Origin of the sequence: Methylotuvimicrobium sp. KM2 (assembly GCF_038051925.1) — a bacterium.
Lineage (GTDB): Bacteria > Pseudomonadota > Gammaproteobacteria > Methylococcales > Methylomonadaceae > Methylotuvimicrobium.
This window is the reverse complement of sequence record NZ_CP150634.1, coordinates 3,012,505-3,028,205: the sequence shown is the minus strand read 5'-3', so window position 1 is coordinate 3,028,205 and position 15,701 is coordinate 3,012,505. Positions and strand designations below refer to the sequence as shown.

The window sequence follows — 15,701 nt, the reverse complement described above, 5'->3', positions numbered from 1 at the left end:
GTACCGCTCCAGCGGTACGAGACGCTAGAGCGTCTCGGTCTTCATTCCCACGCCGGAGCGTGGGAACGATAGGAGGGTGTCAATAATTACGCATTAACTATTTTCTAGCGGCATTGATCATTCAACCATCCATATGACAGAACCGAACTCCGAGGCTTCGGCCTCTCTGAATGCCATGACGGGCTTCTATCCGCGTTGGCGACTCATCAAGGACAGTGTGGCTCGTTACGGCGTTATCGTTGGCGGCTTGAGCATCATCGCCGCGATAATGTTGATTTTTTTCTATTTATTGTATGTTGTGTGGCCGTTGTTTATCGAGCCTAGCGCAGAATCTGTCGCGCATTACCCTGTGCCGGAGCAGGCGCTTGGCGACACCGCTATGTTGGCTGTCGAGGAGCAAAATGAAGTTGGCGTGCGTTTCACCGAAAACGGCCGGGTTATTTTCTTTGCCGCGCCGACCGGTAAAACGCTATTGATTCATTCAATCGTTTTGCCGGAAAGCGCTCGGATTAGCAGTTTCGCCGATGGCGGTCCCGAGAAAGGTGTTGCCGTTTACGGTCTATCGGACGGTCGCGTGATCGTACTGAAACACAAGTACAATGTGTCATACCCGGAAAATCGGCGGGTTATAACCCCTGTTGTCGATTATCCGTTGGGACGAGAACCGCTGGTTTTGGATGAATCAGGTCAAGCACTCGAAAAGATTGCAATTCGTGTCGATGACGATCAGACCACAATGGTCGCCAAAACGTCGGATAAACGTGTGATATTGACGAGCTTCGAAAAGAAGCGTTCGTTGTTCGATGATGATGAAGATTTCGAACGGACCGACAGCATACTCGATGTGCCGGCTCTCGATATTGCGTTTATCTTGATGGACAAGGATCAACGCAATTTATATCTCGCCGATAGCGAAGGTCGTTTAAGTTTTTTCGATATTGCCGATAAGTCGAAACCGGTGATTCGCCAGCATCTGAATGTAATCGAAGCCGGTCGTAAATTGACCTCGATGGTTTTTTTGAACGGCAGTATTTCATTATTGATCGGCGATTCGGGCGGATTGGTTGCGCAATGGAGCGTGGTCAGGGATGCCCGGAATAATCCGGCGATGCAAAAAATCCGATCGTTCAAGGTATCGGAACAGGCGGTTGCCGGCATCAATGCCGAGCAGCGCCGCAAAGGTTTTATCGTAGTCGATACCGCAGGCGTCGCCGGTATTTATCATACGACCGCCGAGCGGCAGTTGATCGAAACACAGGTGTCGAATGGAATGCCGAAAACGGTTTCGATGTCGCCGCGAGCCAATGCGTTTATCGTCGAATCCGAGTCGGGCTTCATGGATTTCTGGTCGGTCGAAAACGATCATCCGGAGGTTTCCGTCAAATCGTTATGGCAAAAAGTCTGGTATGAAAGCTACCCGAAGCCCGACTATATTTGGCAGTCTTCCTCGGCGAGCAATGATTTCGAACCGAAATATAGTTTGACGCCATTGGTATTCGGCACCTTGAAAGCCGCTTTTTATGCGATGCTCATTGCGGTACCGCTGGCTTTGATGGGCGCGGTTTATACCGCTTATTTCATGGCCCCACGCATGCGCACGCTGGTGAAGCCCGGTATCGAGATCATGGAAGCGTTGCCGACTGTTATTTTGGGCTTTCTCGCCGGTCTTTGGCTTGCGCCGTTTGTCGAAGAGCATTTGGCCGGCATTTTCACGCTTTTGCTCACGATGCCGCCGGCGGTGCTGGTTTTCGCCTACCTATGGCAATTATTGCCGGAATCGGTGAGGCATAAGATTCCGGATGGCTGGGATGCCGCCTTGTTGATCCCCATCATTTTGTTGAGCGGCTGGTTTGCGTTTTTAATCAGCGTTCCTTTGGAATCATGGCTGTTCGGCGGCAGTCTGCGCCATTGGCTCGATGCCGAATGGGGCATCGGCTATGACCAACGAAATGCCTTGGTGGTTGGCTTGGCGATGGGCTTTGCGATCATTCCGACGATATTTTCGATCGCCGAGGATGCCATTTTTTCTGTTCCGAGACATTTAACGGTCGGCTCTCTCGCCCTGGGCGCGACGCCTTGGCAAACAATGACGCGCGTTGTACTGTTGACGGCCAGTCCCGGGATTTTTTCGGCGATCATGATCGGACTCGGTCGGGCGGTTGGCGAGACGATGATCGTATTAATGTCGACCGGTAATACGCCGGTGATGGATTTGAGTATATTCCAGGGTATGCGCACCTTATCGGCCAATATCGCGGTCGAGATGCCCGAGTCCGAAGTCGATAGCACACATTACCGGGTACTGTTTTTGGCTGCCTTAGTGTTATTTTTGTTTACCTTTGTCGTTAATACCTTGGCCGAGTTGATTCGCCAGCGCTTACGTGAAAAATACAGTTCCTTATGATCAAACGATGGTTTAGAAGCGGTTCCCCTTGGATTTGGCTCAATGCCGCGGCAGTCAGCACTTGTCTGATTTTGGTGGTTGGCCTATTGGCGTTGATCGTGTATCGTGGAGCCTTGCATTTTTGGCCTTCGGATGTCGCCGAATTTAGTTATATGGAAGACGGACGCAAGCAAACCATTATCGGCGAGGTTGTCGATACCAGCGCCACAACGGCTTTGATGGCGCGTGCTTCGGGTCATAAGATGTCAGACGATGCGGATCTGCTGGTGCAGCACCTGATCAAAATCGGCAATCGAGATTTAACCGGTATGGATTTTCGCTGGATTCTGGACCGTAATATTCAGAGCCGACAGTATCCAGACGATATTCTCGTAATCGAGCGGCGTGAATGGGGCAATTTTTACGGTTATCCGGTTGCACTCAAGCAAGAAGGGCAAGTGATCGCCGACGGTCCGCAAGTATTTTCGGTCGTGTCGGAGAGATTACGTGATGCCTTGTCGGTCTATAAGCAAATTCAACGACTCGAAAAGAAGGAAATCGGCGCAGTGAATTACGGTTTGGAGCGCCTGAGGCTTAAACAAAGACGCTTGGAATTGAACGAGCAATGGGATGAACAGGCGGAACGAGAGCTTTCGGTCGAACGCGATGAGTACGAGCGGCAATACCGGGCCTATCAAGCTGAGTTGCAAGGTTTGTATAAGACGATCAACAGAGATTCCTTGGTGATGAAGGCTGCCGATGGTCGTGAAATCGATATGCCTTTGGCTAAGTTGGTCAGAATTTATCGCCCGAATACGATGAGTGTTTGGGCCAAGACTGGGCATTATTTCGAAAAAATTGCCGAATTTTTGCTGGACGACCCGCGCGAGGCGAATACTGAAGGCGGCATATTCCCGGCAATCTTCGGTACCGTGATGATGGTCATTATTATGTCGGTGATCGTGACGCCGCTTGGCGTGATCGCGGCGATTTATATGCGAGAATATGCGAAGCAGGGCTTTACGACACGCTTGATTCGCATTGCGGTCAATAATCTGGCCGGCGTCCCGTCGATCGTCTACGGCGTGTTCGGCTTGGGTTTTTTAGTGTACATTCTAGGCGGTAATATCGACCAGCTGTTTTTTCCGGAAGCCGCTCCTGCACCGGTTTTCGGAACGCCGGGCTTATTGTGGGCGTCGATTACGCTGGCCTTATTGACATTGCCGGTCGTGATCGTATCGACCGAGGAAGGCTTGTCGCGTATTCCGAAATCGATCCGCGAAGGCAGCCTGGCCTTGGGTGCGACGAAGGCCGAAACGCTTTGGCGAACCGTGTTGCCGATGGCCAGTCCCGCGATGATGACCGGTTTGATCTTGGCGGTTGCTAGGGCGGCCGGCGAAGTTGCGCCTTTAATGTTGGTCGGCGTCGTCAAATTAGCGCCATCGCTGCCGCTGGACGGCAATTTTCCATTTTTGCATTTGGATAGAAAATTCATGCATTTGGGTTTTCATATTTACGACGTCGGTTTTCAAAGTCCGAATGTCGAAGCGGCGAGGCCCTTGGTTTATGCCACATCCTTATTATTGGTCGTCGTGATCGTCGGATTGAATTTATCGGCGGTTGCTATCAGAAATCATCTGCGCGAAAAATACCGGGCTTTGGAAGGTTAACCTAGCTTTAACAAATGTGGTCACTAGGCTATTTAGTGTTTGTTTATTCTCTATTTTTTATTTTAATTACAATGGTTTGCGATTATAAAATGTTAAGGCTAGGTTAAACACCATGACGAATCAACCCTTACGGAAACACATGCTCGATTTGGATGCATTGACTCAAGATAAGAAGCCGCAAGGCATGGCTCAAGAAGAAGTGTGTATCAAGGTACAAAATCTGAATCTATTCTATGGCGATCAGCAAGCTTTATACGGCATCGATATGCATATTCCGCGGCAAAAAGTGACTGCCTATATCGGTCCGAGCGGCTGCGGAAAATCGACATTGCTGCGCTGTATCAATCGCATGAACGACCTGGTCGATAATGTTAGAATCGAGGGCACTATTTTGCTCGATGATGAAAATATTTACGCGAAATCGGTAAATGTCGCGGCTTTGCGCCGACGGGTCGGAATGGTGTTTCAAAAGCCCAATCCGTTTCCGAAGTCGATCTATGAAAACGTCGCTTACGGCTTGCGGATACAAGGTATTAACGATCGCAGAACACTCGACGAGACCGTCGAGGAGGCTTTGCGCGGCGCGGCGCTTTGGGATGAGGTTAAAGATAGACTGCATGACAATGCTTTAGGTATGTCGGGCGGTCAGCAGCAACGGCTCGTGATTGCTAGGGCAATTGCGATCGAGCCGGAGGTCTTGTTACTGGACGAACCGGCATCGGCTCTGGATCCTATTTCAACGCTGAAAATTGAAGAGCTGATCAACGAATTGAAAGAGAAATACACGATTGTGATTGTCACGCACAACATGCAGCAAGCGGCGCGCGTATCCGATTACACGGCGTTCATGTACATGGGCAAATTGATCGAATTCGACAATACCAGTCATTTATTCACGAATCCGTCGAAAAAACAAACCGAGGATTACATCACCGGTCGTTACGGCTAAAGGAATTTTAATTTCGCGCAGAGGCGCAAAGAATAAAGGTTATATACCTTTCGCACTTCAAATTTCGGCAGTGCCTGAGGAGGCGCCAGGGTGTGCGGCAAAGGCTTTGCCAGCATGGAGCTGGCATAGAGCCTACAGGGATGTATTCACGGCGTCCTTTGACGGACACCTTGGCGCCGAATTTTGATCTGCGATGGGTATAGAATGAGATTTTTCATCGTTCCCCGGCTCTGCGTTAATCGCGACGAAGGCGTCGCTCCCACAAACAATTTGTTGCATGCTCCATTGTGGGAGCGATCCCTTGATCGCGATGTCGAAGCCGGGAACGTCAAACAACTATCAACGGTATCGAGGACGCATTGGCTAAGGAACGAGCCAATTTCGCGCAGAGGCGCAGGGAAAGAAGGGTTTAAATAGTTCCCACGCTGCATAGAAACTTTGGTGGGGGAGGGATGCTATATCGCCCTTGAACACCAAAGTCGTTCAGGCTGTAATGACTTCGCTTCCCCGCGCCTCTGCACCTCTGCGGGAGGATTTCTGTTCTCAGTCGGAATCGCTATTTCGGGCTTATTTATTAACTACGCTTTCATGCGAGGATAAACAATGGATATCAATAAAATCGGACATCATATTTCGAGTCATTACAACGTGGAGCTCGAGGATATCCGTAATAGCGTTTTGAAGATGGGCGGTATTGTCGAAAGGCAAATCGAATTGGCCGCATTGTCGTTTACCAGTTACGATATGGAAATTGCCGAGCAAGTGATTCAACAAGACGATTTTGTCAACCGGCTCGAAAAGCAAATCGATCAGGCCTGTACCGAAATTTTAGCCAAGCGTCAGCCTGCCGCGTTCGATCTGCGTTTGTTGTTGTCGGTGATTCGAACGATTAACGATTTGGAACGTATCGGCGATGAGGCGACTAAAATCGCGGAAATGGCAATTCATTTGAGCGATACCGGAGGACAAACTCGAAACGAGGAATATTACGAGATACAGCATTTGGCCGAGTTGGTTATGAAAATGCTGCGCGGTGCCTTGGATGCCTTTGCGCGTTTAAATGTCGAAAGTGCCGTGTCGATTACCGGTCAGGATGCCATGGTCGATCGCGAATACGGCAGCATCATTCGTCAAATGGTGGCGAGGATGATGGAAGACCCGCGCAATGTCAGGCGAACGCTTGATGTCTTGTGGACGGCGCGAGCATTAGAAAGAATCGGCGATCATGCCTGTAACATCTGCGAACATGTGATATACATGGTTAAAGGCGAGGATGTCAGGCACATGAGTCGCGAAGAACTTGAAAGAAAAATTCAGGGTTGATGGACAGGGTAAAAAGGGAAGTCGGTTACGATTTTTATAACCTGCGATAAGACGAAAAGTAACCTGACCCTGAGGTATCCCCACAAAACGCTCGTTCCCACGCAGAGTATCACTGCCATTAAGTTAAGGGAAACCCGTCATTCCGCCATGGACTGGCGGAATCCAGTGCCATGGATGGCAAGCTTTTGAGGCACATTAGAGCCTGAATGCAAGCATTACTTATCTCTGTGACGGCTTAACTTAATGGCAGTGGCGCAGAGCGTAGGAACGATGATAAAAAATAAATATATCTATCAACGAATTTTCAGCCAAAAAATTGTTTTATTTGGCTATTTCGTGGGGATACCTCAGAACCTGACCCCTTTTCTTTGGTTAAAGCACGTAGCCCGGATGGAGCGCAGCGCAATCCGGGCTACGTGCTTAGGATGAAATTTATCGAATAGCCTTAAAGCCGATATCGGTTCGATAATAGATGCCATCCCATTGTATCTCGGCGGTTAATGCATAGGCATTGTCTTGAGCATCCTTAATCGTTTCACCCAAAGCGCAAGCACACAATACTCGGCCACCCGATGTGACGATATCATTGCCTTGCAACTGAGTGCCGGCATGAAAGACTTTCCGGTCGGCTAGTTCCGATTTAGGTAGACCCGTGATCACGTCGCCTTTTCGGTAGTCGCCAGGATAACCGCCGGCGGCCAAGACCACGCCTAGAGCGGCGCGTTCGTCCCAGTCGGTTTCGACTGAATTCAGAGTTCCGTCTAGGGCGGCTTCGCAGAGTTCGGTCAAATCGCTTTTTAGACGCATCATGATCGGTTGGGTTTCCGGGTCGCCGAACCGGCAATTGTACTCGAGAACTTTGAGCGAACCGTCTGGCGCGATCATCAATCCCGCGTATAAAAAACCGGTGTAGGGAATGCCGTCTTCAATCATGCCTTGCAGCGTCGGCTCGATAACCTCGCGCATGACTCGATCATGAATTTCCGGTGTCACGATAGGGGCAGGGGAATAGGCGCCCATGCCGCCGGTGTTCGGTCCTTTATCGCCGTTGTCGCGGGCTTTGTGGTCTTGCGAAGTGGCCATGGGCAAAGCATGTTTGCCGTCGGCGATGACGATGAAGCTAGCTTCCTCTCCGGCCAAAAATTCTTCGATCACGACACGATTGCCGGCTGCACCGAAGGCATTTCCGGATAACATGTCTTCGACTGCGCTAGTCGCTTCGGCGATGGTTTGCGCGACAATCACGCCTTTGCCTGCCGCGAGTCCGTCGGCTTTGACGACGATTGGCGCCCCTTTCGCTTCGATATAGGTTATCGCTTCGGCGGTATCGGTGAAGGTTTGGTATTCGGCAGTCGGTATGTTGTGGCGTGCCATGAAGTCTTTGCAAAAGGCTTTCGATCCTTCCAATTGCGCGGCTTGAGCGGTGGGGCCGAAGCATTTTAAGCCTGCTTCTTGAAAGCTGTCGACGATGCCTTTGACCAACGGCGCTTCGGGGCCGATGATGGTTAGGTCGATTTGTTGTTGTTTGGCAAAGGCTAGTAATGCGCTAACGTCATCAGCCGCAATTTCGACATTTTCGAGGTTGGGTTCTAATGCGGTTCCGGCATTGCCGGGCGCAACGAAGACTTTTTCGGCGCTAGAGGATTGCGCGGCTTTCCAAGCCAAGGCATGTTCGCGGCCGCCGCCGCCGACAATAAGAATTTTCATTCGGTTTCTCAAAATTGGGGTTTAATTAATGGCACACATGACACCGACTTAATGGATGAACACTGATTTTTAAGTTCCTAAGCGCTTTTTCGATTACAAAGTGAGTCATTCTTCAGTCACCCTCTTTGAAAAAGAGGGGTTAGGGGAGATTATTTTCCAGCGCTCCCACAGCTCTGTATCACTACCATTTGGTTAAGTCGTCATCTGGCAATAGTCTGCCGACATTCCGGTTCTTCCTCGTTCCCACTGCTCAAGCATGGGAATGTATACCGATTTTGTCTCGATAGCCAAGGTATGGCTTCCCACGGAGGACCGTGGGAACCAGAAAAGCCTGCCATCCATGGCAATCAGTCGCCGACGTTAAGCCTACATGGATGTATTCTCGGTGTCCTGTCAAGTGAGTCACCGCACCGCCGCAAAGCCTATTACTTGTAGAAGTTATTTTGTGCATATTCCTTAATGGCAGTGATGCTAACCGAGTTCTATTTTGATGATAGTGGCTAGTGCCGGAAATGGCGCATGCCGGTAAAAACCATTGCGATATCGTGCTCGTCGGCCGCCGCAATGACTTCGTTGTCGCGCATCGATCCGCCGGGTTGAATCACGGCTGTGATACCGCATTCTGCGGCCGAATCGATGCCGTCGCGAAACGGAAAGAACGCGTCCGATGCCATCACCGAACCCGGCACGGACAAGTTTTCGTCGGCGGCTTTGATTCCGGCGATTTTAGCCGAATATACGCGGCTCATTTGTCCGGCGCCGACGCCGATCGTTTGACCGTTTTTGCAATAGACGATCGCGTTTGATTTGACGAATTTGGCTACCTTCCAAGCAAACATCAAGTCGGCGAGTTCCTGTGCAGTCGGAGCGCGGCGACTGACAACTTTTAGTTCGGCTTGTGCCACGGTGCCGTGATCGCGATCTTGCACCAATAATCCGCCGGTCACTTTTTTGTAATCGAAGCCTGGCTCGTTACCGCTGGTCCAGATACCCGTTTCGAGAACCCTGACATTTTGTTTTTTCGCGAGAATAGCGCGTGCGTCGTTGTTAACTGTAGGCGCGATAATGACTTCGACGAATTGGCGTTCGATGATGGCCGAGGCGGTTGCTTCATCGAGTTCTCGGTTGAAAGCGATGATGCCGCCGAATGCCGAGGTCGGGTCGGTCGCATGGGCTCTGTTGTAAGCCTCTAGAATAGTGTCCGCGATTGCGACGCCGCATGGATTCGCATGTTTAACGATGACGCAGGCGGCTTGCTCTTCGAAGGACTTGACGCATTCAAGCGCGGCGTCAGAGTCGGCGATATTGTTATAGGAAAGTTCTTTGCCTTGTATTTGATTCGCGGCGGCGATGCTTCCTGCAGCCGGGTTGCGCTCCCGGTAAAAAGCGGCCGATTGGTGAGGGTTTTCACCATAACGCATGGTTTGTTTGAGTTTGAACTGCAAATTCAGGACTTCGGGAAACGTTTGGCTATTCACTTGGCCCAGGTAGGCTGAAATCGCGGTATCGTAATTTGCGGTATGTTGAAAACATTTCAAGGCTAAGCTGAAACGTGTTTCTTGAGATAAGCCAATGTTGTTTTCTCTCAATTCCGACAAGATGGCTTCGTAATCCCTTGGGTCCACGACGACAGCGACATCGTTATGGTTTTTGGCGGCCGCGCGAATCATTGTCGGTCCGCCGATGTCGATATTTTCGATTGCAGTTTCCAGGTCGCAATCCGGTCTGGCGATGGTTTTCTCGAACGGATAAAGGTTAACCACGACCATGTCGATCGCAGCGATGCCGTTGGCGGCCATCACTTCATCGTCGATGCCGCGCCGGGCCAATATACCGCCGTGTATCTTCGGATGCAGGGTTTTGACTCTTCCGTCCATCATTTCCGGAAAACCGGTATAGTCGGAGACTTCAATAACAGGAATGTCTTGTTCAGCCAGGGCTTTTGCCGTACCGCCGGTTGATAAAACTTCAATGCCTAAGTCGTTCAGTGCTCGGCAGAATTCAACGATGCCGTATTTGTCGGAAACGCTGACTAGTGCGCGAGTAACTTTTTTGTACATGAGTGGGGCCTCGGGTAAGGAGTGTTGATCGGTATCGAAAAGGGTTTCAGGTATCACTGGGCAGTTAAGCCACAAAAAATAGAAAGTTTATGAAGACCTTAGGGATTATAGAAAGGGTGTTCATCGATTTTCGACGTAATTATTTCCCCCTTATCGTTCCCACGCTCCAGCGTGGGAATGAAGACCGAGACGCTCTATCGTCTCGTAACGCTGGAGCGGTACTCAGGCGTTCCCACGCAAAGCACGGGAACGAGAATAGCTGGGGGACTGAATACTTACTTTTCGACAATTCGATTAATGCCTTTTTCTTTTCGTGGTTAAATTTTTTTTAGGTAGCCCGGAAAAATAATATCCTTGAACGAAAGCGATATTAGTAAAAATGAACGCAGCTTTAACAAATGTAGTTTCATAATGTTTGTTATTTTTAATACCCTATCTTTACTAAATGTTAAGGCTGGGTTAAGAGATACCGTATTGGTCCAGTTTTTTACGTAAGGTGCTACGGCTTAAACCGAGTACTTTGGCTGCCTTGGTTTGGTTATAACCGGCATGCTGTAGCGTGACTTCCAGCAGCGGTTTTTCGACTTCGCCGATGACCATTGCGTGGAGTCCTGCCGCATCATGACCGTTTAGTTGCGAAAAATAGAGCTCAATGGCTTGTTTGACCTGTGCAGACAACGGTATTGCGGTCGGTATTTTATTGTCAATATTAATCACCTTAGCGGATTGTTGAGTTGCTTCCATATTATGCAGCACGATGGTATGAAAAATGCCGGAATGCCGAGTCGATATGCTGAATTTGTTCGGTCGGCTGTTGAGCTCGGTTGATAGCATTGCGAATTTCGACAGGCAAGATGCCGAGCCTGTCAAGATACCAACCGATATGTTTGCGCGCTATTTTAACACCGCTTAGGTTGCCGTAGAAACTATATAATTGTTGTACATGACTCAATAAAGTTTCGCGGGTCGAGTCGATAGTTTGCGATTCTAAGGGTTCTTCGTTATGTAAAGAATTGATTATGTCGCTAAAAATCCAAGGGTTGCCTTGAGCGCCGCGGCCGATCATAAGCGCATCGGCCCCCGTTTTTTTCAGGACATAACGAGCTTTGTCGGCCGAGTCGATGTCGCCGTTCGCGATGACCGGAATTGCGATGATTTTTTTGATTTGCTTGATGGTTTCGTATTCGGCGTTGCCATTGAATTTACAGGCGCGTGTTCGGCCATGTATGGTCAGTGCGGCAATGCCGGCGTCTTCGGCTATTTTAGCGATAGTCGGCGCATTACGATTTTGCGGATCCCAGCCGGTGCGGATTTTCAATGTGACTGGAACCGAAACTGCCTCGACGACGGCTTCGAGAATGCGTTTGACTAGATCCTCATCTCTCATTAGGGCAGAGCCGGCGGCGACTGCACAGACTTTTTTTGCCGGGCATCCCATGTTGATATCGATGATGTCGGCGCCCCGGTCGACGTTAAGTTTAGCGGTGTCGGCCATTTGCCGCGGATTTGTTCCGACAATCTGCACCGAACGTAGGCCCGTTTCGCCGCTGTGGTCAGCTTTTAATAAGGTGCGTTTATTGGTTTGCAATGACGGCAGGGAGCTGACCATTTCAGATACGGCAAGTCCCGCGCCGAATTGTTTACAGAGCGTTCTGAACGGACGGTCGGTAATTCCGGCCATTGGGGCGAGGATTAGATTGTTTTCGAGAGTATGCGGTCCTATTTGCATGGTTTTAGTTAGCGGTGATCAGTGAATAGTGAATGGAGTTTTTCCTCGTTCTCACGCTCCTGCGTGGAAATGCAGACCGGCGCTTCAATAAGCGTAGTTCGGATGAAGCGTAGCTTCTTCTGGAAGGACGATGCCAAGAATTTCCCGTATTCCGCTGGCGCTGCATAAGGGCTACGTACTGCTCACTATTACTCTTTCCTCTTTCCTCTTTTTTCTTTCACCTTTCCTCTTGCTCTTTTTCAACTTCGTCATTCCAGATGGGGTTAACACGGTCTTCCGGGTTAAGTTTGTCTTCATCATTTTGATAAATATGCCAGAACGATTTATCGATAGCACCGTCTTTATAGTTTTCTTTTTTCTCGTGACCGAATGGGCACCACCAATTTTCAACGATTTTGACCATGTAAGTATGCCATTCGAACAGGCCGACGCTGAGTGGGCAATACCAAGTGCAGTTGAATAGCCAATAAAGTTTCGATTGTGAAGGACTCAATTTGAATGTTGGGTCCATTGTAATTTGGTTTTTTAAGTTATAGCGATGGGTCGAGCGGGCCGGCAAGAAGTCGGATAAGGTTTTGAGGTCTTTGGCGCCGATCAAACGTAAATGTAGATAGGTTAGGTAAGCGCTAGCAAATACGAATGGTAACGTCAGTATCGGTAAATAAATCAACGGTACTCCAATCGCTCTTTTCCAAACAGGAACGTTTCGGTAATTGCGTCCGATGGCAACGCGGTGAGCGCAGGAATTGCAGGCTTTCATGGTTAATAGACCTCTTTATTAGGTGGTGTGATTGGGTCGTCGGATTGATTAGCGTCGGTGCTTTGATTTTCGTTGAGCAGTTGATAAATGCTTAAACAACCGGCACAGCAGAAGAATAACTGTTTTGTAGGTGTGTCGAATGTAAAGGCTTTTATTTCAACCGATTGGCCGCACAATGCGCATGGCGGCTTTGTTGCTTCAGTAGGCATATAACGAAAAGGTCATAAGCTTGGAGAAACGGCGCAAAAAAACGTCTTTAGATAATCCGTTTCGGGTATTGCCGGGTGTATCGGGTGATCGGGGCCCTGTCCGTCGGCGGCAAAAAAAATTAAATGTCGATCTATATGACGCGCGGAAGATCTTAGGATCTCGTGGAGCGCATCGCGTCCTAGATGGTGTGAACAGGATGCTGAAACCAGTATGCCGTTCGGAGATAATATTTGCAAGGCTAAATGATTGAGGCGCCGGTAAGCTTCGTAGCCCTGCTTAAAATCTTTTTTGCGTTTGATCAATGCGGGCGGATCAAGGACGATAGTATCGTAATGTCGGTTTTCTTGACGGGCAGCCTTCAGAAAATCGAATACATCGCTGTGCTTGAATTTCATCTTTGCGTCCACACCGTTTAATTGCGCATTTTTCGATGCAAGCTTCAGTGCATTTTCGGAGGCGTCTACGCAAGTGACTTCGGAGGCTCCGGCGACGGCCGCAGGAATACTCCAAGCGCCGGTATAGCAGAACAAATCCAATACACTTCGTTCTTTACATAGTTGCATAAGACGATTGCGGCTGTCGCGATGGTCGTAAAACCAGCCGGTTTTTTGGCCTTCTTGAATATCGACTCTAAATAAGCACCCATTTTCTTCAATGATCATTGTTTCCGGCAAACTGCCGTATATGATTTCATTGTCTAAAGGTAAGCCTTCCAATGCACGTTGACTATTGTCGTTTTTCAATACGATGGCTTGCGGGTTAAACAATTCGATCAAAGCGGTCAGTAATTCGTTTCTGTGGCGTTCAATGCCGGCGGTCGTGATTTGCACCGATAAAACATCGCCGAAACGGTCCACAACCAAGCCGGGCAGGCCGTCGCTTTCTCCGAACACAAGACGATAATAAGGTTTACCGAAGAGTTGTTCGCGCAGTTGCAATGCGGTACTTAGTCGTTTTTTAAAAAATTTGACGCTACAGCTCAAGTCGGACTTTCTGGATAATAAGCGCGCGCAAATTAAGGTGTGCGGATTAAAGTAGGCGCTTCCTAGTTGTTTGCCGTCGGCCGCAAGGATATTAACCAGTTGCCCGGGTTCTAAATCGTTGGGCGCGCTTCGTTTGGTGTCGATTTCATTACTGAAAACCCATAAATGGCCTTGGCGCAAGCGTCGGTCTTCGTTTTTCTTTAAATAAATTTCAGGATGCGGCATGAATTAACCCAGCTTTAACATTTCTCTATCATAAGTTATTGAAAAAATATGTGATAATAAATTTTATGGCGCTACAAAGTTAAATTTTGCATGATTTTTGATTTTGTTATTTCAGTAGCATAGGCCGTAGACACTACATTTGTTAATGCTGGGTTATATAAGTTCGAAAGTATAGCCGCCGACCGAAGCGCTGGGTGCGGCGATGGCGAGACCGATTTCGATGGTTTCGTGAGGCGCGATTTTGTCGGTGCGGAAAGTTAAATTGTCCGGTGTAAATGCGCGTTGCGCGAATGGTTCGCCGGAAAGCTTCAATAAAGTCAGTTTAATGCCCGGATACGGTTGGGCGAATTCAGCCTGATTGTTGATGGTGGCCTTGAAATAGTAATTTTGATCGGCGGTCAAGATCAGCGAGCTCGTTAAAACCGAAAAGTCGGTCAGGTTTCTGTAGTCGGGTAATGAACAGCCTAAATAAGAACACGCTTCAATGAACCAGGGTCTGAATTTTTCGTGTTGTAATGCCGAAGGACCTTGGAAATAGATAATTTGTCCGCACAACAGGATGAGGCCTGCGGCTGCCGATGAATTCCATAAAAGCGGGTTAGCGGCCTTTCGGTCTTGTACCCAGGGTAGTTGTTCTTCAGAAGGGGCCAATGGAACATCCGCCGGAGTTTCGCCGAGTCGTTGCAGTGCATCAAATTGCGTCGAGCAGTGGCTGCAGCGGATTATGCCCCGAGTTTCGCGTAATTGATCTATTGTCAACGTTTGCGGGTGGTGACATTCGGGGCATTGTGTGAACATCGCTTATTTATCTTTTCGTCCGTCCAGGCGACACCAGTCCTCTTGGATTGCCGGCGGATTGAGTGTAATAAAAGGCCGGTACGCTGCGCTGACGGCTTCGGCTTGTTCGTTCAAAATACCGGATAAAACCAAAGAGCCGGAGGGAGCGAGTAGTGCGGCGATCTTGCCGGATAATTCGATCAGCGGTTGAGCCAAGATATTGGCTATAACGATGTCGGCGGTGCGGGCCGCGAATTGTTCCGGTAAGTAGCATCGGATTTTATCGGCAATGCCGTTTTTTATCGCATTGTCGTGTGTCGCCGTTAGTGCCTGCGGATCGATATCGATGGCATGAGCTTCACGAGCGCCGAGCAACACGGCGGCAACCGCCAATATTCCCGATCCGCAGCCGTAGTCGATGACGGTTTTGTCGCTCAGGTCATGTTCGGCAAGCCATTCCAGGCACAATGCGGTAGTCGGATGCGTGCCGGTACCAAAGGCAAGCCCCGGGTCGAGAGTCAGGCAAACCGTGCCGGGCTCTTGTTGCTCTTGTCCGGTCGGACAAACCCAAAGTCTATCGGCAAACTTCATCGGATGATAATACTCCATCCAGGCGCGTTCCCAGGCTTGGTCTTCCAGAATTTCCGCCGACCACTCCTTGAGCGAATGCCGATTAAAAGCGTCGAATACTCGTGCTTTAATGTCTTCCGGCTGGGTATCGAGTTCAAACAAAGCGATGACTTTTGTATTAGGCCAGATCTTGGTTTCGCCGGGCGGGGGCTCATAGACCGGTTGGTCTTCGGCGTCCATGTAAGTAACCGAAACCGCGCCCAGATCGCTGAAATAATCAGAAAGTTCGGGCGCCGAGACTTCGTCGGTAATCACGCTTAATTGATGCCAGGACATAAAGCCATCATTGTCGATT

12 protein-coding genes are annotated in these 15,701 nt (G+C 49.4%); 4 read left to right on the top strand and 8 right to left on the bottom strand.

Annotated elements, in window-relative coordinates:
- Positions 1 to 133: 133 nt before the first annotated feature.
- The 4 genes from WJM45_RS12695 (at position 134) to phoU (ending at position 6,325) form a co-directional block, all read left to right on the top strand.
- Positions 134 to 2,404 carry an ABC transporter permease subunit gene (locus WJM45_RS12695; RefSeq protein ID WP_341325468.1) on the top strand — a complete coding sequence of 757 codons (2,271 nt, stop codon included), beginning with the start codon at positions 134 to 136 and terminating at the stop codon, positions 2,402 to 2,404.
- On the top strand, positions 2,401 to 4,053 hold the full coding sequence (pstA, locus tag WJM45_RS12690) for a phosphate ABC transporter permease PstA (RefSeq protein ID WP_341325467.1): 1,653 nt from the start codon (positions 2,401 to 2,403) through the stop codon (positions 4,051 to 4,053). The genes WJM45_RS12695 and pstA overlap by 4 nt, the downstream gene beginning before the upstream one ends.
- 112 nt (positions 4,054 to 4,165) lie before the next feature.
- The gene (gene pstB, locus WJM45_RS12685) at positions 4,166 to 5,002 is read left to right on the top strand and encodes a phosphate ABC transporter ATP-binding protein PstB (RefSeq protein ID WP_341325466.1); all 837 of its coding nucleotides are present in this window, start codon (positions 4,166 to 4,168) and stop codon (positions 5,000 to 5,002) included.
- 603 nt (positions 5,003 to 5,605) lie between these two features.
- The gene (gene phoU, locus WJM45_RS12680) at positions 5,606 to 6,325 is read left to right on the top strand and encodes a phosphate signaling complex protein PhoU (protein WP_341325465.1); all 720 of its coding nucleotides are present in this window, start codon (positions 5,606 to 5,608) and stop codon (positions 6,323 to 6,325) included.
- Positions 6,326 to 6,757: 432 nt separating this feature from the next.
- Here phoU and purD read toward each other — a convergent pair whose 3' ends face one another.
- The 8 genes from purD to prmA form a co-directional block, all read right to left on the bottom strand.
- On the bottom strand, positions 6,758 to 8,032 hold the full coding sequence (purD, locus tag WJM45_RS12675; protein ID WP_341325464.1) for a phosphoribosylamine--glycine ligase: 1,275 nt from the start codon (positions 8,030 to 8,032) through the stop codon (positions 6,758 to 6,760).
- A gap of 500 nt (positions 8,033 to 8,532) precedes the next feature.
- A complete protein-coding gene (gene purH / locus WJM45_RS12670) occupies positions 8,533 to 10,092 on the bottom strand; it encodes a bifunctional phosphoribosylaminoimidazolecarboxamide formyltransferase/IMP cyclohydrolase (RefSeq protein WP_341325463.1) in 1,560 nt (519 codons plus the stop codon).
- A gap of 459 nt (positions 10,093 to 10,551) precedes the next feature.
- Entirely contained in the window at positions 10,552 to 10,836 is a 285-nt protein-coding gene (locus WJM45_RS12665; protein WP_341325462.1) for a helix-turn-helix domain-containing protein, read from the bottom strand.
- A gap of 1 nt (position 10,837) precedes the next feature.
- Positions 10,838 to 11,821 (bottom strand): tRNA dihydrouridine synthase DusB, encoded by a 984-nt coding sequence (gene dusB, locus WJM45_RS12660; protein WP_341325461.1) that lies wholly within the window; start codon positions 11,819 to 11,821, stop codon positions 10,838 to 10,840.
- Positions 11,822 to 12,038: 217 nt separating this feature from the next.
- The gene (locus WJM45_RS12655; RefSeq protein WP_341325460.1) at positions 12,039 to 12,581 is read right to left on the bottom strand and encodes a hypothetical protein; all 543 of its coding nucleotides are present in this window, start codon (positions 12,579 to 12,581) and stop codon (positions 12,039 to 12,041) included.
- A gap of 221 nt (positions 12,582 to 12,802) precedes the next feature.
- The gene (locus WJM45_RS12650) at positions 12,803 to 13,999 is read right to left on the bottom strand and encodes a class I SAM-dependent rRNA methyltransferase (RefSeq protein ID WP_341325459.1); all 1,197 of its coding nucleotides are present in this window, start codon (positions 13,997 to 13,999) and stop codon (positions 12,803 to 12,805) included.
- A gap of 153 nt (positions 14,000 to 14,152) precedes the next feature.
- Positions 14,153 to 14,797, bottom strand: coding sequence for a zinc-ribbon and DUF3426 domain-containing protein (locus WJM45_RS12645; RefSeq protein ID WP_341325458.1), 645 nt, complete (start codon positions 14,795 to 14,797; stop codon positions 14,153 to 14,155).
- A gap of 3 nt (positions 14,798 to 14,800) precedes the next feature.
- Complete coding sequence (prmA, locus tag WJM45_RS12640; protein ID WP_341325457.1) at positions 14,801 to 15,682, bottom strand: 50S ribosomal protein L11 methyltransferase; 882 nt, start codon at positions 15,680 to 15,682, stop codon at positions 14,801 to 14,803.
- Positions 15,683 to 15,701: the final 19 nt, after the last annotated feature.